The sequence below is a fragment of the Citrobacter farmeri genome, from assembly GCF_019048065.1.
GTDB lineage: Bacteria > Pseudomonadota > Gammaproteobacteria > Enterobacterales > Enterobacteriaceae > Citrobacter_A > Citrobacter_A farmeri.
In genome coordinates, this window is sequence record NZ_CP077291.1 from 3,844,382 (window position 1) to 3,862,439 (window position 18,058).

The 18,058-nt window shown below is 54.1% G+C and carries 16 protein-coding genes and 1 riboswitch; of the genes, 9 read left to right on the forward strand and 7 right to left on the reverse strand.

Annotated features, from left to right (window positions below; translation table 11 throughout):
• Nucleotides 1-482: 482 nt before the first annotated feature.
• The 4 genes from cra to leuO form a co-directional block, all read right to left on the reverse strand.
• Entirely contained in the window at nt 483-1,487 is a 1,005-nt protein-coding gene (gene cra / locus I6L53_RS18025; RefSeq protein WP_042323870.1) for a catabolite repressor/activator, read from the reverse strand.
• A gap of 180 nt (nt 1,488-1,667) precedes the next feature.
• Complete coding sequence (gene ilvN / locus I6L53_RS18030) at nt 1,668-2,159, reverse strand: acetolactate synthase small subunit (protein WP_042323873.1); 492 nt, start codon at nt 2,157-2,159, stop codon at nt 1,668-1,670.
• A 2-nt stretch (nt 2,160-2,161) separates the two neighbouring features.
• A complete protein-coding gene (gene ilvI / locus I6L53_RS18035; protein WP_042323875.1) occupies nt 2,162-3,886 on the reverse strand; it encodes an acetolactate synthase 3 large subunit in 1,725 nt (574 codons plus the stop codon).
• Nucleotides 3,887-4,204: 318 nt separating this feature from the next.
• Nucleotides 4,205-5,155 (reverse strand): transcriptional regulator LeuO, encoded by a 951-nt coding sequence (leuO, locus tag I6L53_RS18040; protein WP_042323876.1) that lies wholly within the window; start codon nt 5,153-5,155, stop codon nt 4,205-4,207.
• Nucleotides 5,156-5,812: 657 nt separating this feature from the next.
• On the opposite strand from leuO, the gene leuL reads away from it, so the two are divergent.
• The 5 genes from leuL to leuD all read left to right on the forward strand — a co-directional run bounded on the left by leuL (nt 5,813) and on the right by leuD (nt 10,670).
• Nucleotides 5,813-5,899, forward strand: coding sequence for a leu operon leader peptide (gene leuL / locus I6L53_RS18045; protein ID WP_042323878.1), 87 nt, complete (start codon nt 5,813-5,815; stop codon nt 5,897-5,899).
• An 89-nt stretch (nt 5,900-5,988) separates the two neighbouring features.
• Nucleotides 5,989-7,560: a 2-isopropylmalate synthase gene (leuA, locus tag I6L53_RS18050; RefSeq protein ID WP_042323880.1), complete on the forward strand. Its 1,572-nt coding sequence runs from the start codon at nt 5,989-5,991 to the stop codon at nt 7,558-7,560.
• Nucleotides 7,560-8,651, forward strand: a complete 1,092-nt coding sequence (gene leuB / locus I6L53_RS18055) for a 3-isopropylmalate dehydrogenase (RefSeq protein ID WP_042323882.1) — start codon at nt 7,560-7,562, stop codon at nt 8,649-8,651. The genes leuA and leuB overlap by 1 nt, the downstream gene beginning before the upstream one ends.
• Before the next feature lie 2 nt (nt 8,652-8,653).
• Complete coding sequence (leuC, locus tag I6L53_RS18060; protein ID WP_042323884.1) at nt 8,654-10,054, forward strand: 3-isopropylmalate dehydratase large subunit; 1,401 nt, start codon at nt 8,654-8,656, stop codon at nt 10,052-10,054.
• 10 nt (nt 10,055-10,064) lie between these two features.
• A complete protein-coding gene (gene leuD, locus I6L53_RS18065) occupies nt 10,065-10,670 on the forward strand; it encodes a 3-isopropylmalate dehydratase small subunit (protein WP_042323886.1) in 606 nt (201 codons plus the stop codon).
• 37 nt (nt 10,671-10,707) lie between these two features.
• On the opposite strand, the gene I6L53_RS18070 is transcribed toward leuD, so the two are convergent.
• Nucleotides 10,708-11,886, reverse strand: coding sequence for a sugar efflux transporter (locus I6L53_RS18070; protein WP_042324134.1), 1,179 nt, complete (start codon nt 11,884-11,886; stop codon nt 10,708-10,710).
• Between the two features lie 103 nt (nt 11,887-11,989).
• Nucleotides 11,990-12,112: a glucose uptake inhibitor SgrT gene (gene sgrT, locus I6L53_RS18075; protein WP_042323887.1), complete on the reverse strand. Its 123-nt coding sequence runs from the start codon at nt 12,110-12,112 to the stop codon at nt 11,990-11,992.
• 93 nt (nt 12,113-12,205) lie between these two features.
• Between sgrT and sgrR the strand changes: the two genes are divergently transcribed.
• The 4 genes from sgrR to thiQ all read left to right on the forward strand — a co-directional run bounded on the left by sgrR (nt 12,206) and on the right by thiQ (nt 17,284).
• Nucleotides 12,206-13,861, forward strand: a complete 1,656-nt coding sequence (sgrR, locus tag I6L53_RS18080; protein WP_042323889.1) for an HTH-type transcriptional regulator SgrR — start codon at nt 12,206-12,208, stop codon at nt 13,859-13,861.
• A gap of 35 nt (nt 13,862-13,896) precedes the next feature.
• A riboswitch (TPP riboswitch) is annotated at nt 13,897-13,997 on the forward strand.
• 32 nt (nt 13,998-14,029) lie between these two features.
• Nucleotides 14,030-15,013: a thiamine ABC transporter substrate binding subunit gene (gene thiB, locus I6L53_RS18085; RefSeq protein WP_042323891.1), complete on the forward strand. Its 984-nt coding sequence runs from the start codon at nt 14,030-14,032 to the stop codon at nt 15,011-15,013.
• Complete coding sequence (gene thiP / locus I6L53_RS18090) at nt 14,989-16,599, forward strand: thiamine/thiamine pyrophosphate ABC transporter permease ThiP (RefSeq protein WP_042323894.1); 1,611 nt, start codon at nt 14,989-14,991, stop codon at nt 16,597-16,599. The genes thiB and thiP overlap by 25 nt, the downstream gene beginning before the upstream one ends.
• Complete coding sequence (thiQ, locus tag I6L53_RS18095) at nt 16,583-17,284, forward strand: thiamine ABC transporter ATP-binding protein ThiQ (RefSeq protein ID WP_042323896.1); 702 nt, start codon at nt 16,583-16,585, stop codon at nt 17,282-17,284. The genes thiP and thiQ overlap by 17 nt, the downstream gene beginning before the upstream one ends.
• On the opposite strand, the gene I6L53_RS18100 is transcribed toward thiQ, so the two are convergent.
• Complete coding sequence (locus I6L53_RS18100) at nt 17,278-18,045, reverse strand: DedA family protein (protein ID WP_042323899.1); 768 nt, start codon at nt 18,043-18,045, stop codon at nt 17,278-17,280. The genes thiQ and I6L53_RS18100 overlap by 7 nt on opposite strands.
• Nucleotides 18,046-18,058: the final 13 nt, after the last annotated feature.

Sequence of the window (18,058 nt, forward strand, 5' to 3'; positions counted from 1 at the left end):
AATATCAGCGTTGATTAAATTCTGTCCAACGAACGAAGCAAATTAACGTCATGAATATTTGTAAGAAAAAATCCCACAACTCATCACCGTTTTAAAACGAACAATTATTCTCAGGAGGGAATATAAAGTGTCAGTTTGCGACGCGAGCGGCATTTTAAGACATATTGCATCATGAATACAGTCCCTGTTTCGCGCAGCCTACCCCCGCGCCAACAAGCCCGCCGAGTCTTTCGCGTAGCTGCGGTATGAAGTGTTTGTTAATTCGGCAATTCGCCGCAGGCATGTAACAAAATAATACAAAATTAACCCACACTACGCCGCAATATCCCTCCGTCGAACCGTTCCGTTTAAAAAGTGTTTATTTTTCTTAAATTGAGATAATTCTAAGGAATAATCTGGATTATGCTGTGGGTATTGTTGGCAGAGGATTATTTTTTGCCGCGCCAGAAGGAGGATTTCTGGCGCAACAATTCAGATAAAGACTAACTGCGGCTCAAGACGCCCCGGCGATAGAGGTTGCGTTTGATACGCGTTAACCCCGGTTTTGGTTTGCGCGGCTCATCCAGACTCGCCAGTACGATTTCCAGCACGCGCTCAGCGACATCACGATGGCGCTGCGCCACGGCCAGGACCGGGCACTGCAGGAAATCCAGCAGTTCGTTGTCGCCAAAGGTCGCAATCGCCAGATCGGAAGGCAGTTTACCGTCGCGACGCAGCGTCACATCCATCACTCCCTGCAACAGGGCAAATGAGGTGGTGAACAGCGCCTGAGGCATCGGATGCGTTTCCAGCCATTTTTCAAATAGCTGTGCCGCCGCTTCGCGCTCATAGCTGTTGGCATAGAGGAAATTCACTTCGCGCGGATCGTCTTTCCAGGCGGCCCGGAAGCCCTGCTCACGGAGGAAGCTGACAGACAACTCCGGTAACGCCCCCAAATAGAGCACAGTATCAGCCGGAAACTTACGCAATTCTCCGGCCAGCATTTCAGCATCGTCCTGATCGGCACCCACGACGCTGGTAAAATGCTCCCGATCTAATGCGCGATCCAGTGCCACAATTGGGAAGGAGCCATTGGCCCAGCGCTGATAGAACGGGTGTTCCGGCGGTAACGAGGTGGAGACGATGATCGCATCAACCTGACGCTGTAAAAGATGTTCAATGCAGCGCATTTCGTTATCGGGCTGATCTTCCGAACAGGCAATGAGCAGTTGATAACCACGCTGGCGCGCCTGGCGCTCAAGATAATTTGCAATGCGGGTATAGCTCGTGTTCTCCAGATCCGGGATCACCAGACCGATAGAACGTGTGCGTCCAGCACGTAGCCCGGCAGCCACAGCATTCGGGTGGTAATTATGCTCACGCACCACCGCCATGACTTTTTCGACAGTCTTGTCGCTCACGCGGTATTGCTTTGCTTTTCCGTTAATTACGTAGCTTGCAGTCGTTCGCGATACACCGGCCAGCCGAGCGATTTCATCCAGTTTCACAATTGCCCCTTGCGTAAAATGTACAAACCATAACCATTGTAACGGCATGGGTTAAAATCGGTAACATCTAAGCGCAGAATAGTCACTGCGGCAACCGCTTTTATTCCGGGTTACCACGGATTTCGCAAAAAAATGCCCAACGGAAGACGTTGGGCATATGAATTAACGAAAAGAGAATGATTAGCGCATTATTTTGTCGCCGCGCGATAGTCCCACTACACCGGAACGGGCGACCTCAACGATTTTCGCCACTTCGCGCAACGTCGCCAGAAAAGCGTCCAGCTTATCGCTGGTTCCTGCCAGTTGAACGGTATAGAGACTTGGCGTGACATCAATAATCTGCCCACGAAAGATCTCCGTGTTACGTTTCACCTCTTCCCGACCATAGCCGCTGGCCTGAATCTTCACCAGCATGATTTCACGTTCGACGTGCGCACCGTGCCCGAGTTCGCTGACCCTTAACACATCCACCAGTTTATGCAGTTGCTTTTCAATCTGCTCCAGCACTTTCTCGTCGCCCACCGTCTGGATAGTCATGCGGGAGAGCGTCGGATCGTCCGTCGGCGCGACGGTCAGGCTCTCAATGTTGTAACCCCGCTGAGCAAAAAGACCGATCACGCGTGACAGCGCACCGGATTCGTTCTCCAGCAGTACTGATAATATCCGGCGCATAATCAGGTCCTCTCCGTTTTACTTAACCACATTTCATCCATCCCACCGCCGCGAATCTGCATCGGGTAGACGTGTTCGCTGCCATCGACAGTGACATCGACAAACACCAGACGACCGTTTTTCACTTGCGCCAACGCGTCACTTAGTTGGCTTTCCAGCGCATCAGGGCGAGAAATCTGAATGCCGACATGTCCGTAGGCCTCCGCCAGGCGAACAAAATCAGGCAGCGACTGCATATAGGATTGAGAGTGACGCCCCGAGTAGATCATGTCCTGCCACTGCTTAACCATTCCCAGATAGCGGTTGTTCAGGTTCAGTACCAGCACCGGCAGTTTATACTGCAGCGCAGTCGACAACTCCTGAATGTTCATCTGAATACTGCCGTCGCCTGTCACACAGACCACCGTTTCCTCAGGCAGCGCCATTTTCACCCCCAGGGCCGCAGGCAGGCCGAAACCCATCGTGCCGAGACCGCCTGAGTTGATCCAACGGCGCGGTTTATCGAAGGGGTAATAAAGCGCGGCAAACATCTGATGCTGTCCCACATCCGAGGTGACATACGCATCGCCGTTGGTCAGACGCCAAATCGCCTCGATGACCGCCTGCGGTTTGATACTCTCACTGTGCGTGTCATATTTCAGGCACTGACGAGCACGCCAGCTTTCTATTTGTTGCCACCAGTCACGAATGTCATCCAGCGGTTGCTGGGCGGATTCCTGCGGCAATAACTCCAGCAACTGCTCCAGCACCTGACGCGCATCACCGACAATAGGGATATCCGCCGTCACCGTTTTGGAGATTGAAGTCGGGTCGATATCAATGTGCAGCACTGTCGCATTCGGGCAATATTTAGCCAGATTGTTCGTCGTGCGATCGTCGAAACGAACCCCGACAGCAAAAATCACGTCAGCGTTATGCATCGTCATGTTGGCTTCGTATGTGCCATGCATGCCCAGCATCCCGAGCGACTGACGGTGCGTAGCGGGAAATGCCCCCAGTCCCATCAGCGAAGAGACCACCGGTAGGTTGAGCGTTTCGATGGTCTGACGCAATTGTTCATGGCAACCCGCCGTCACTGCCCCGCCGCCAACATAGACAACCGGTTTTTTTGCCGTAACCAGCGTTTGCAGGGCGCGCTTAATCTGCCCTTTATGGCCCGCAGTGGTCGGGTTATACGACCGCATACTGACCGACTCAGGCCAGGAATAAGGCAGTTTTTTACCGGGATTGAGAATATCCTTCGGCAAATCCACCACCACAGGTCCCGGACGACCGCTCGCCGCCAGCCAGAAAGCCTTTTTCAGCACTTGCGGAATATCTTCTGTCTGCTTAACCAGAAAACTGTGTTTCACGACAGGGCGGGAGATCCCCACCATGTCGCACTCCTGAAAGGCGTCATAGCCAATCAGCGAGGTCGCGACCTGACCGGAAAGAATCACTAACGGAATAGAATCCATATACGCCGTCGCGATTCCGGTAATCGCATTCGTGGCTCCAGGACCAGAAGTCACCAGTACCACACCCACTTCCCCCGTTGCCCGGGCCAGACCATCGGCCATATGCACGGCCGCCTGTTCATGACGGACAAGCACGTGATCGATCCCGCCAACCGTATGCAACGCATCATAAATATCGAGGACTGCGCCCCCGGGATAACCGAATACCTGCTTAACGCCCTGATCAATAAGCGATCGGACGACCATTTCGGCTCCAGACAACATCTCCATGGCTTGCCTCACTGAATGACGATTAACGATGTGTAAACCACCTTAACCGCTCCCCAGGATGCAGGCAATTCTGGGAAAGAGACAAAGACACAGAAAAATAAGCATAAATGAAAGAAAAATGGCGGAGAAACGGCGAATAAAACTAAATTTCACGCAGGTATTGATAATTAATCGGCTGAAAATGCACACATTCAGCGAATCATCAATTTTTTTGCGGATAGAAAAAAGAACGAACGTTCAAATTCAGTACAAAATGCCAGAAAATGAATAATAAGCAGGATAAACCGGATGGTCACACCCGGTTTATCTTATTCGAACCTAACGCTTGCAGACGGAAGCTAACAATTCTTCCATCCATTGATGTCCTTTGTCCCGACCAGCAGCTTCATGCCATGAAAGATAACAGGTTCTACTATTCAGTTTTAAAGGCAACGGTAATATTTGGAGATCCAGGGAGGTGGTGAACTCTTCCGCTAACCAGCGTGGGGCAATAGCCACCAGATGCGTTTGTGAAACAACATTAAGAACGCTGATTAATGCCATCCCCTGATAAGCCACACACGCTTGTGCGTCAACGGTGTCATACCAGGGTTGACTAAACGAGTCAAAACGATCGAGTGAAACAACAGCATGTTGTTCATTATAGATGTCGCTTTCCAGCAGTGGTCCGTTAATGCGTGGATGCTTGCGACTGGCGACCAGCACCATTTCGTCGTTAAATAACGGAATACTTGTAAATTCAGGGCGACGGAATTCTTCATAACTAATAACGAATTCAGTTTCCTGATAACGTAATTGGTGTTCTGTGTCCTTATTTAAGGATGACTTAAATTGCACATGAATATTAGGGGCGACTTTTTCAACCCGATTATAAATTAAAGAGGTCAGGATATTATCCAACGGACTGCAAACGCAAAGATGAAAAACGCGCTCACTGCTGCCGGGCTCAAAACCGGAACCGGGCAATTCATTCTGCACTAATTGCAGAGCCTGGCGGACGGAACCGAAAAGCTGGAAAGCCCGCGCGGTAGGTTGGATCCCACGACCATAGCGCACAAAAAGCTCATCATTGAACATCACTTTAAGACGCGCCACGGCGTTACTTACCGCTGGCTGCGACATCCCGAGCGCATGCGCGGCACGGGTGATATTCTGCTCCTGCATTACCGCATCAAATACAGTCAATAAATTAAGATCAACCATACGAAGTTGCGGTTTATCCATCTCAAAATGATGGGGATCGGGTTTATCAACGGTTACTTCTGGCATACTTAACTCCACTGTCACGCTTAACTCCCTTTTTCTTGCCGGAATGCAGAGAAATAATCTCAGAAAATATGATTTACCATGCATATAAAATAAGAAAAAGGGTAGAAATGATATTTCAGAAAACATAAAGGTGCGGAAAGAACATCGTAAAAACTCCGCATTAGTACGGTGCAAAATCCTTCACAGCGTAGCAAATCATAATTTTTAATAACGAAAGCAATATAACCATAAGCAACACCAATAAACAATCATCCAATTCATGAATGATATGTTCGCATTCAATCAAATGCTTATATTACTTACGCGTTAATTCTTAACATTAGCTTATCAATCATCATATTCTCAACAATTATTAATTTATTATTAATTGTCATAAAACATTCAAAATCATATGGATAACTCATTTATTACGATCCTGGCTTGCCAGGATACCGTAACGTCATTTGAAAAAAAGCATGCTTAAATATGTCAAACGGTGAAAAGTGTAAACACCTTCCCGTTTTTTCATCGGCAATAATAGAAAATATTCAGCACAATTAGCTAAATAAGGACTGCCATTTCCTTCTGCCTGCACCGATGTTTTCGCGGGTGGGGTTGACATCAGTCATCGTATCCAGTACCACTAAAAGCATATCGCATTCGCCTGGAGTTGATTTAATGATTCGTATCGCTCGCTTTAACGGTCTACTACTACTAAACGCATCTTCGTTGCGCGGTAGACTGGTGAGCGGCATTCAGCATTAAGTCGTATCCAGTAAGATAAAAAACCCGCGCCGTTGCGCGGGTTTTTTTATGCTCGAAGCAAGGCGCCCTAAAGACCAAGGACCTAAAACATGAGCCAGCAAGTCATTATTTTCGATACCACTTTACGTGACGGTGAACAGGCGTTACAGGCAAGCCTGAGTGTAAAAGAGAAGCTGCAGATTGCGCTGGCCCTTGAGCGTATGGGTGTTGACGTAATGGAAGTCGGTTTCCCGGTCTCTTCTCCCGGCGACTTCGAATCCGTACAAACCATCGCCCGCCAGGTCAAGAATAGCCGGGTTTGTGCGTTAGCCCGCTGCGTGGAAAAAGATATCGACGTCGCCGCGGAGTCGCTGAAGGTCGCCGAAGCCTTCCGTATTCATACCTTTATCGCCACCTCACCAATGCATATCGCCACCAAACTGCGCAGCACGCTGGACGATGTGATTGAGCGTGCTGTCTATATGGTGAAGCGCGCGCGTAATTATACTGATGACGTTGAGTTCTCGTGTGAGGATGCAGGCCGTACGCCTATCGCCGATCTGGCCCGCGTCGTTGAAGCCGCTATTAATGCTGGCGCAAAAACTATCAATATTCCTGACACCGTCGGCTACACCATGCCCTTCGAGTTCGCTGGCATTATCTCTGGTCTGTATGAGCGCGTGCCAAACATCGATAAAGCGATCATTTCCGTCCATACCCATGACGACTTAGGTCTGGGCGTTGGCAACGCGCTGGCTGCGGTCCACGCGGGCGCGCGCCAGGTGGAAGGCGCCATGAACGGGATTGGTGAGCGTGCGGGTAACTGCTCGCTGGAAGAGGTGATCATGGCGATAAAAGTTCGTCAGGACATCCTGAACGTCAACACCCGCATTAACCATCAGGAGATCTGGCGTACCAGCCAGTTAGTCAGCCAGATCTGCAACATGCCGATCCCGGCGAACAAAGCGATTGTCGGCAGCGGCGCGTTTGCTCACTCCTCCGGGATCCACCAGGACGGCGTGCTGAAAAACCGTGAAAACTACGAAATCATGACGCCGGAATCCATCGGTCTGAATCAGGTGCAACTGAACCTGACCTCCCGCTCCGGGCGCGCCGCGGTGAAACACCGTATGGATGAGATGGGCTATAAAGAGAGTGAATACAGCCTGGACAATCTGTACGACGCCTTCCTGAAGCTGGCCGACAAGAAAGGCCAGGTGTTCGATTACGATCTGGAAGCCCTGGCGTTTATTGGCAAGCAACAGGAAGAACCCGAGCACTTCCGCCTGGATTATTTCAGCGTCCAGTCCGGTTCTAATGATATTGCCACCGCTTCCGTCAAACTGGCCTGCGGCAATGACGTGAAAGCCGAAGCGGCTAACGGTAACGGCCCGGTCGATGCCATTTACCAGGCAATCAACCGCATTACCGATTACGACATTGAGCTGGTGAAATACAGCCTGTCCGCCAAAGGGCACGGTAAAGACGCTCTGGGCCAGGTGGATATCGTCGCAAACTATAACGGACGTCGTTTCCATGGCGTCGGTCTGGCGACAGACATTGTTGAATCTTCCGCGAAAGCGATGGTGCACGTGCTGAACAACATCTGGCGTGCGGCAGAAGTCGAAAAAGAGTTGCAACGTAAAGCTCAGAACAACGAGAACAACAAGGAAACCGTGTGATGTCGAAGAATTACCATATTGCTGTTTTGCCGGGCGACGGTATTGGTCCGGAAGTGATGGCGCAAGCCCTGAAAGTCCTGGACGCTGTTCGCCATCGATTTGAGATGCGTATTACCACCAGTCGTTATGACGTCGGCGGTGCGGCAATCGACAACCACGGGCAACCGCTGCCGAAGGCGACAGTGGAAGGCTGCGAACAGGCAGACGCCGTTCTGTTTGGCTCCGTAGGCGGCCCGAAATGGGAACATCTGCCGCCTGACAGCCAGCCGGAACGTGGCGCGCTGTTGCCGCTGCGTAAGCATTTCAAACTGTTCAGCAACTTGCGTCCGGCAAAACTGTATCAGGGGCTGGAAGCCTTCTGCCCACTGCGCGCCGACATAGCCGCTAATGGCTTCGACATTCTGTGCGTCCGTGAACTGACCGGTGGGATCTACTTCGGTCAGCCAAAAGGTCGCGAAGGCAGCGGCCAGCATGAAAAAGCATTCGATACCGAGGTGTATCACCGCTTTGAAATAGAACGTATCGCGCGCATCGCATTTGAATCCGCGCGTAAGCGCCGCCGTAAGGTAACCTCCATCGACAAAGCAAACGTTCTGCAAACTTCCATTTTGTGGCGCGAAATCGTCAATGAAATCGCCAAAGAGTATACGGACGTTGAGCTGGCGCATATGTATATCGACAACGCCACCATGCAGTTGATTAAAGACCCGTCCCAGTTCGATGTGCTGCTGTGCTCCAACCTGTTTGGCGATATTTTGTCTGACGAATGCGCAATGATCACTGGCTCGATGGGCATGTTGCCTTCTGCCAGCCTGAACGAGCAGGGTTTTGGTCTGTATGAACCGGCTGGCGGCTCCGCGCCGGATATTGCCGGCAAGAATATCGCCAACCCGATTGCGCAGATTTTGTCGCTGGCGCTGCTGCTGCGCTATAGCCTGGATGCCGATGATGCGGCATCTGCCATTGAACGAGCGGTTAATCGCGCATTAGAAGAAGGTATCCGCACCGGCGATCTGGCCCGTGGCGAAGCCGCCGTCGGTACTGATGAGATGGGCGACATCATTGCTCGCTACGTCGCACAAGGGGTGTAATCATGGCTAAAACGTTATATGAAAAATTATTTGATGCGCACGTCGTTTATGAAGCACAAAACGAAACCCCGCTGCTGTATATCGACCGGCATCTGGTGCATGAAGTGACCTCTCCGCAGGCGTTCGACGGCTTGCGTGCGCACGGACGTTCGGTTCGTCAACCGGGAAAAACCTTTGCCACGATGGATCACAATGTCTCCACGCAGACCAAAGATATCAATGCGTCCGGCGAGATGGCGCGTATCCAGATGCAGGAGTTGATTAAGAACTGCAGCGAGTTTGGCGTTGAGCTGTACGATCTGAACCACCCGTATCAGGGTATCGTTCACGTGATGGGGCCGGAACAAGGCGTCACCCTGCCAGGAATGACTATCGTCTGTGGTGACTCGCATACCGCAACCCACGGCGCCTTCGGTGCATTGGCATTCGGTATTGGCACCTCCGAAGTAGAGCACGTGCTGGCAACCCAGACCCTGAAACAGGGTCGCGCCAAAACCATGAAGATTGAAGTCAACGGCACCGCCGCGCCGGGGATCACCGCGAAAGATATCGTGCTGGCGATTATCGGTAAAACCGGTAGCGCAGGCGGCACCGGCCACGTCGTTGAGTTTTGCGGCGATGCCATCCGTGCCCTGAGCATGGAAGGCCGCATGACCTTATGCAATATGGCGATCGAAATGGGTGCCAAAGCCGGATTAGTTGCCCCGGATGAAACCACCTTTAATTACGTCAAAGGTCGTCTGCACGCACCAAAAGGCAAAGATTTTGATGACGCAGTCGCGTACTGGAAAACGCTGCAAACCGACGCCGACGCAAGTTTTGATACCGTTGTGACCTTACAGGCTGAAGAGATCGCCCCGCAGGTGACCTGGGGAACCAACCCGGGCCAGGTGATCGCCGTTACGGACAACATTCCCGATCCGGCATCGTTTACCGATCCGGTTGAACGTGCCAGCGCCGAAAAAGCGCTGGCCTATATGGGTCTGAAACCGGGTGTGCCGTTAACGGAAGTGGCGATTGATAAAGTGTTCATCGGCTCATGCACCAACTCGCGTATTGAAGATTTGCGTGCCGCCGCTGACGTCGCTAAAGGCCGTAAAGTCGCGCCGGGCGTTCAGGCGCTGGTGGTTCCTGGCTCTGGTCCGGTGAAAGCGCAGGCGGAAGCGGAAGGGCTGGATAAGATCTTTATCGAAGCCGGCTTCGAGTGGCGTCTGCCGGGCTGCTCCATGTGTCTGGCCATGAACAACGACCGTCTGAATCCAGGCGAACGCTGCGCGTCGACCAGCAACCGTAACTTCGAAGGGCGTCAGGGTCGCGGTGGGCGTACCCATCTGGTCAGCCCGGCGATGGCCGCCGCCGCTGCCGTTACCGGCCATTTTGCCGACATTCGCCGCATCAAATAAGGAGACTCCCATGGCAGAAAAATTTACCCAACATAAAGGCCTGGTTGTCCCACTGGATGCCGCCAACGTCGATACCGACGCCATCATTCCTAAGCAGTTTTTGCAGAAGGTCACCCGCACCGGTTTTGGCGCGCACCTGTTCAATGACTGGCGCTTTCTGGATGAAAAAGGCCAGCAGCCGAATCCGGAGTTCGTTCTGAACTTCCCTGAATATCAGGGAGCCTCGATTCTGCTGGCGCGTGAAAACTTCGGCTGCGGTTCTTCCCGTGAGCACGCGCCGTGGGCGCTGACGGACTATGGCTTCAAAGTGGTGATTGCGCCGAGCTTCGCGGATATCTTCTATGGCAACAGCTTTAACAACCAGCTGTTGCCGGTGAAGCTGAGCGATAACGAGGTGGATGAACTGTTTAAACTGGTGCAGGCGAATCCGGGTATTCACTTCGAGGTGGATCTGGAAGCGCAGGTCGTAAAAGCAGGCGAGAAAACCTATGGTTTTAACATCGATGCATTTCGCCGCCACTGCATGCTGAACGGTCTGGACAGTATTGGGTTGACGCTGCAACACGAAGACGCAATCGCCAGCTACGAAGAGAAACAACCGGCCTTCATGCGCTGAGAAAATAAGGTGTCCGGTTTCGACCGGACACCGCACATTACACGTCTTTCACCCGCCCGGTCATCGCCAGCGTCACCAGAGAAATCGCCGCAATCACCCAGTATACCGCGAAGTGACCATAGCTCTGCGCGACGGCCCCCTGGATCACCCCCGCCAGAATGACGCCCGTCGAAATGCTGTTGGTAAATAGTGTCGTCGCCGATCCGGCTCTTCCCGGCATCAGGTCCTGAAACCAGAGCATTCCAATACCGGCAATAATCCCGATAAACACCGCATTAAACAGCTGCAGGATAAGCAGCGCCTGACGGCTATGGAAGAAAATCAGCCCGAGATAAAACAGCACGCCCGCCGCCACAGCGGTAACCATCATTCGTCGCTTGCCAAAACGTTTGACATAGAAGCCTGCAAGGATCATCGCCGGGATTTCCAGTCCCGCGGCGGTGCCCATCAGGATCCCGGCAAGCTTATCCGGTAGCCCAAGCTCTGCGCTAATCCATAGCGGCATATCGATGATGTACATGGTGTTGCAGGTCCACATCAGCGTGGAGGCAATAAACAGCATACGGACGTTTTTATCCTGCCAACCGCCTGACTGGCTGACCGGCACATCCGCGGGTTGTTCAACGCGGGCGACGGACGGCAGCATAAAGGCAATCAGGATGAAACTGAGCGCAAAAATCGTGGCGGCAATCGAAAACATCACCGTGAAACCATAATTCAGCGCGAGCATAAACGCCAGCGGCGGGCCAATCACCCACGCCAGTGAGAGCTGGGCACGCATTACCGAACTGAACATCACCACTTCACGCGCCGAGCTGTCGGCATATTCCCGCGCCAGAGCGAACAGTTGCGGCATCGCGGTATTTGCCAGCGACGCCAGCAGGACGCCGCAGGTGATCAGTGTCAGGTAGTGACGATTAAAGGCAAACAACAGCGCATTACCAACGGCCATCAGGCAGCAAAACAGAATCAGCTTGCGGCGGTCTCCCTGGCTGTCGGAACGTTTTGCCAGCGCAAGGCTCACGCCAATCCCGGCAATGGCGTTAACGGTGTAGAATAGCCCCACCCAGAACGGCTGCGCCCCAACCTCGCGACTGAGAAACAGGCTTAGCGTCGGGGCCTGTAGCGCCCCCGCCACGCCCATCATGAATGCGACCAGCATAAACGCCGCGTACACACCGTTGAGACGTCGTCCCATCGTCATTAACCAGAGCATCTGAAATCCTTTCGCGAAAGAATAAAAAAGCCAGCAGATAATACCTGCTGGCGCGGTGATTAACACCAATACTCAGTCACACATGATGTCTGCTACTCCGGGGTCAGGCTGTCACCTCCCACTGCATCAGTTCTTCCAGCATCTTTAAGCGCTGCGGCGCGCTCAGGCAAGCCAACCAGGACAACCCTTCTGTCGCGGCAAAGTACTTCTGATAGAACTGGCGCATAGATGACCCCTTCATAATGCTTCATCGGAATGTATTATTGGCCTAATATAGGGATAATAAAATTGCTGAGTTTTCCGCAGGAGTTCCCCTTTTATGTCTTCTGGCCGTCTGCAACAACAGTTCATCCGCTTGTGGCAATGCTGCGACGGCAAAACGCAGGACACCACGCTTAACGAACTGGCGGATCTCCTGAGCTGCTCCCGTCGTCATATGCGTACGCTGCTCAATACCATGCAGGAGCGCGGTTGGCTGACGTGGGAGGCAGAGGTTGGACGCGGAAAACGCTCACGCTTAACCTTCCTGTATACCGGACTGGCGCTCCAGCAGCAGCGCGCGGAAGATCTGCTGGAGCAGGATCGCATCGATCAACTGGTGCAGCTGGTTGGTGACAAAACGGCCGTGCGACAAATGCTGGTTTCCCATCTGGGCCGCAGTTTCCGCCAGGGCCGTCACATTCTGCGTGTACTTTACTACCGCCCGATGCAAAATCTGCTGCCGGGCAGCGCGCTGCGGCGTTCAGAAACCCATATTGCTCGCCAAATCTTCAGCGCCCTGACTCGCGTAAATGAGGAAAATGGGGAACTGGAAGCGGATATTGCCCACCACTGGCAGCAAATTTCTCCCTTGCACTGGCGCTTTTTTCTGCGTCCGGGGATCCATTTTCACCACGGTCGTGAACTGGAAATGGACGATGTGGTGTCGTCACTGACGCGCATTAACGCCTTACCGCTCTATTCCCATATCAGCGAGATCGTCTCGCCAACGCCCTGGACGCTGGACATTCACCTTTCGCAGCCCGATCGCTGGCTGCCGTGGTTGCTGGGCCAGGTCCCGGCGATGATCCTGCCACGCGAATGGGAAACCCTGAGCAATTTCTCCAGCCATCCCATTGGCACCGGCCCTTACGCAGTGATACGAAATACACGTAATCAGCTGAAAATCCACGCCTTTGACGATTTCTTCGGTTTTCGGGCGCTGATAGATGAAGTGAACGTCTGGGTACTGCCGGATATCGGCGATGAGCCGAACGGCGGCCTGACGCTGAAAGGTCCCACGGAGGATGAGAAGGCTATCGAAAGCCGCCTGGAAGAGGGGTGCTATTACCTGCTGTTCGATGCCCGTACCCATCGCGGCGCCAATCAGGAGGTCAGAGAGTGGGTTAGTCGCGTACTGTCGCCGAGCAACCTGCTTTACTACGCCGATGAGCAGTATCAGCGCCACTGGTTCCCGGCCTACGGTTTGCTGCCCCGCTGGCATCACGCACGACCGGGCCACGGCGAAAAACCCGCCGGTCTGGAGACGCTTACGCTGACCTATTATCACGAACACATCGAACACCAGGTGATTGCGCAGATCATGAGTCAGCTCCTGGCTGAACATCAGGTAAAGCTGGAAATTCAGGAGATCGACTACGATCAATGGCATGCCGGGGAAATTGAGAGCGACATCTGGCTTAACAGCGCCAACTTCACCCTGCCGCTGGACTTCTCTTTGTTCGCGCATCTGTGCGAAGTCCCGCTGTTGCAGCACTGCATTCCGCTGGACTGGGAAGCCGACGCCGCGCGCTGGCGCACCGGCGAGATGAATCTGGCCGCGTGGTGCCAGCAGTTGCTCGCCAGCAAAGCGATTGTGCCGCTGATTCACCACTGGCTGATTATTCAGGGGCAGCGCAGTATGCGCGGCTTGCGCATGAATACTCTCGGCTGGTTCGACTTTAAATCCGCGTGGTTTGCCCCGCCAGATCCTTAATCCTTTAGATCTCTTCACGTAATCATTACAATGTGCCGTTCTCAACGGGGTGCTGCGCCAGAGGCGTGGGCTGAGAAAATACCCGTCGAACCTGATCCGGATAACGCCGGCGAAGGGATTTGAGGCTACCGCTCAAAATCCTTTGCCACTCTTCTATTGAGGTGCAAAGTGTTAAAAAAATGTCTTCCTTTACTGGTGCTGTGCGCAGCGCCTGCCTTCGCTAAACCGGTCCTGACCGTCTATACCTACGATTCGTTCGCCGCTGACTGGGGTCCTGGCCCGGCGGTGAAAAAAGCTTTTGAAGCCGACTGTAACTGCGAGCTGAAACTGGTGGCGCTGGAGGATGGCGTTTCGCTACTCAACCGTCTGCGGATGGAAGGGAAAAACAGCAAGGCCGACGTAGTGCTCGGGCTGGATAACAACCTGCTGGAAGCGGCGACGCAAACCCAGTTGTTCGCGAAAAGCGGCGTCGCCAGCGAGGCGGTCAATGTCCCTGGCGGCTGGAAGAATGACACCTTCGTTCCGTTTGATTACGGCTACTTCGCTTTCGTGTATGACAAAAGCAAACTCAAAAACCCGCCGAAGAGCCTGAAAGAACTGGTCGAGAGCGACCAGAAATGGCGAGTGATTTATCAGGATCCGCGCACCAGTACGCCAGGACTTGGGCTGATGCTGTGGATGCAGAAAGTCTATGGCGATAAAACGCCGCAGGCATGGCAGAAACTGGCGGCAAAAACCGTCACCGTCACCAAAGGCTGGAGCGAAGCCTATGGCCTGTTCCTGAAAGGTGAAAGCGATCTGGTGCTGAGCTATACCACCTCTCCGGCGTATCACATCATCGAAGAGAAAAAAGAGAACTACACGGCGGCCAACTTTAGCGAAGGCCATTACCTGCAGGTGGAAGTCGCCGCGCGTACCGCGGCCAGTAAGCAACCTGAACTGGCGGAAAAGTTCCTCAACTTCATGGTGTCACCCGCGTTTCAGAATGCTATCCCGACCGGCAACTGGATGTATCCGGTGGCGAATGTCACTCTGCCCGCCGGGTTCGAACAACTGACTAAACCCGCGACGACGCTGGAATTCACACCAGCGGAAGTAGCGGCCCAACGTCAGACATGGATTAGCGAATGGCAACGCGCCGTCAGCCGTTAATTGCCGGCTGGCTGATCCCCGGCCTTTCCGCCGCCACGCTGATGGTGGCGGTGGCGCTGGCCGCCTTTCTGGCACTGTGGTTCAACGCGCCGCAGGCGGCGTGGTCCTCGCTCTGGCAGGACAGCTACCTGTGGCACGTGGTGCGCTTTTCCTTCTGGCAGGCTTTCCTGTCGGCGGTGCTTTCTGTTGTTCCGGCCATCTTCCTTGCCCGTGCGCTGTACCGACGCCGCTTTCCCGGTCGTCTGGCCCTGCTGCGCCTGTGCGCCATGACGCTAATCCTCCCGGTGCTGGTCGCGGTGTTTGGTATTCTCAGCGTCTACGGACGCCAGGGGTGGCTAGCCGCAATCTGCCACACGCTCGGGTTGGAGTGGACCTTCTCGCCTTACGGCCTGCAGGGCATTCTGCTGGCCCACATCTTTTTTAATATGCCAATGGCAAGTCGCCTGCTGTTGCAGTCGCTGGAAAATATCCCCGGCGAGCAGCGTCAGCTGGCCGCACAACTGGGTATTCGCGGCTGGCAATTCTTCCGCTTTGTCGAGTGGCCATGGCTTCGCCGTCAAATACCGCCGGTCGCCGCGTTGATTTTTATGCTCTGTTTTGCCAGCTTCGCTACCGTACTGTCGCTGGGCGGCGGGCCGCAGGCGACGACTATCGAACTGGCGATTTATCAGGCGCTGAATTTTGACTACGATCCGGCCCGTGCCGCCATGCTGGCGCTGATCCAGATGGTGTGCTGTCTGGGGCTGGTGCTCCTCAGTCAGCGATTGAGTAAAGCTATCGCGCCAGGCACCACGCTGGTTCAGGGGTGGCGCGATCCGGACGATCGACTGTACAGCCGTTTAACCGATGCCCTGCTGATCGTCCTCGCACTGCTGCTGTTGATCCCACCGCTGCTGGCAGTGGTGGTCGACGGGGTGAATCGCCATCTGCTGGACGTACTCGCGCAGCCTGTTTTGTGGCAGGCGGTGTGGACCTCGCTACGTATTGCGCTGGCGGCGGGTCTACTGTGCGTGATCCTGACGATGATGCTGCTGTGGAGCAGTCGCGAACTGCGCGCCCGTCAGCAGTTACTGGCAGGACAAGCGCTGGAGCTGAGCGGGATGCTGATTCTGGCGATGCCAGGCATCGTGCTGGCCACCGGCTTCTTCCTGTTACTCAACAACAGCATCGGCCTGCCGGAGTCCGCCGACGGCATCGTGATTTTCACCAATGCGCTGATGGCCATTCCCTACGCGCTAAAAGTGCTGGAAAACCCGATGCGCGATATTTCCGCCCGCTACACGATGCTGTGTCAGTCGCTGGGAATGGAAGGCTGGCAGCGACTAAAAGTAGTAGAACTGCGGGCATTGAGACGCCCGCTGGCGCAGGCGCTGGCCTTTGCCTGCGTACTGTCTATCGGCGATTTTGGCGTGGTGGCGTTGTTCGGCAACGATGATTTCCGCACCCTGCCGTTTTATCTTTATCAGCAAATTGGCTCTTATCGCAGTCAGGACGGTGCCGTCACTGCGCTCTTACTGCTGATCCTGTGCTTTATTTTATTTACCGTTATTGAGACGTTACCGGGGCGAAATGTTAAAACTGACTGATATCACCTGGCTTTATCACCATCTGCCCATGCGCTTTACGCTGTCCGTGGCACGTGGTGAACAGGTGGCGATTTTGGGGCCAAGCGGCGCAGGAAAAAGTACGTTGCTGAATCTGATCGCTGGTTTTCTCACACCTGCCCGCGGCACCCTGCTGATCGAAGGGGAAGACCACACCACCACGCCGCCGTCACGCCGTCCGGTTTCGATGCTGTTTCAGGAAAACAATTTGTTCAGCCATTTAAACGTTGAGCAAAACATTGGGCTGGGGCTGGATCCTGGACTGAAATTAAGCGCCGAACAGAAAGAGAAACGCTGGCATATCGCGCAACAAATGGGGATCGAGACATTGATGGCTCGCCTGCCGGGTGAGCTTTCCGGCGGCCAGCGCCAGCGTGTGGCGCTGGCACGTTGTCTGGTGCGCGAACAACCGGTCCTGCTGCTGGACGAACCGTTTTCTGCTCTCGACCCCGCTCTGCGCCAGGAGATGCTGACCCTGGTAAGCGATATCTGCCGCGCCCGCCAACTGACGCTGTTGATGGTTTCGCACAGCGTCGAGGATGCGGCGCGCATCGCCTCGCGCTCTGTCGTCGTTGCCGACGGACGCATTGCCTGGCAAGGCAAAACGGATGAATTGCTGAGTGGCAGAGCCAGCGCCTCAGCGCTGTTGGGCATCAGGAATCAATAACCCACCACTTTTTGCAGAATATCGATATACACCGGCATCAGCGGGTGGCGGAGCAGCGTCACCAGCGCAACAATCCCAATCCCCAGCACCATTGGTGCCAGCCAGAGCAAACGACCTTTTGGCAGATAGCGCGTTAAGCGGTCCGTCGCGGCTTTACCGCTGCGCCACAAGCGCCAGCACAGCCAGCCGCCAAGCCACAGCAGGACGGCAGTCGCCAGCAGGAGCCACTTAAACTCGCCGCTTTGCATCCCCGCCGGAATATCAATTGCCGCACCGGCCAGAATCCCGGGCAGAAAATAAAACGGCGGCCAGAGCAGGCAACCAATAATATTTGGCGTGATGAATTTCGCCACCGGCAGGTCCAGCATTCCGGCGACCATCGGCACCAGTGGGCGCGTCGGTCCGACAAAACGTCCCACAAGAATCGTGAACATACTGTGCTGATGCAGTGCGTGCTCGGTTTTATCCAACAGCGCCTTGTTCTTTTTCATGAACGACCAGCGATGCAGCGGCTTTTTGAAGCGCCAGCCCAGCCAAAACGAGATCCAGTCGCCAAGCAGACAGCCGATAATCCCCGCCAGCCAGGCATGCCAGAAGTTGAGTTCCCCACTACCAATCAGCGCGCCAAGCCCGGCCATCAGGACCGTTCCCGGTAGAATCAATCCCACCAGCGCCAGCGATTCCAGGAAAGCGACCAGCGCCACGGCAATCAACGCGTACATGGCGGACTGGAGAATGAAGTGTTCCAGAAATGCTTGCATAAGGCGTCCGTCA